General features: G+C 46.1%; 1 protein-coding gene. It reads left to right on the top strand.

Features of this window, described 5'->3' with window-relative positions; all coding sequences use genetic code 11:
• The coding region (locus AAEY88_RS15050) for a hypothetical protein (RefSeq protein ID WP_350563686.1) at window positions 1–245 on the top strand (245 nt) is incomplete at both ends.

The following is a 245-nucleotide window of genomic DNA, read 5'->3' as shown; positions in this document are numbered from 1 at the left end:
CTTACGTACACAACTTGCTCCTAACGAGCCATGTTTAGTGTGCGGTGCAACTGAGCACCCATATGCAAGCACTCAAAACCAGCAATTAAATAACTTAATAGCCGATTTTGAAACAGCGTATAACAATGCAAAACAGCAACGCGATAGCGCCCAAACCCAGCTGCATCAGCACCAAACACAACATGCTGTGTTAGTGGCCGAGCAAACGCAACATGGCCAAGCAATACAAATTGCACAGGCTAAGC

This window comes from Psychrobacter sp. CAL346-MNA-CIBAN-0220, from assembly GCF_040309805.1.
In the GTDB taxonomy this organism is placed as follows: Bacteria; Pseudomonadota; Gammaproteobacteria; order Pseudomonadales; family Moraxellaceae; genus Psychrobacter.
This window is presented reverse-complemented; position numbering and strand designations above follow the sequence as displayed.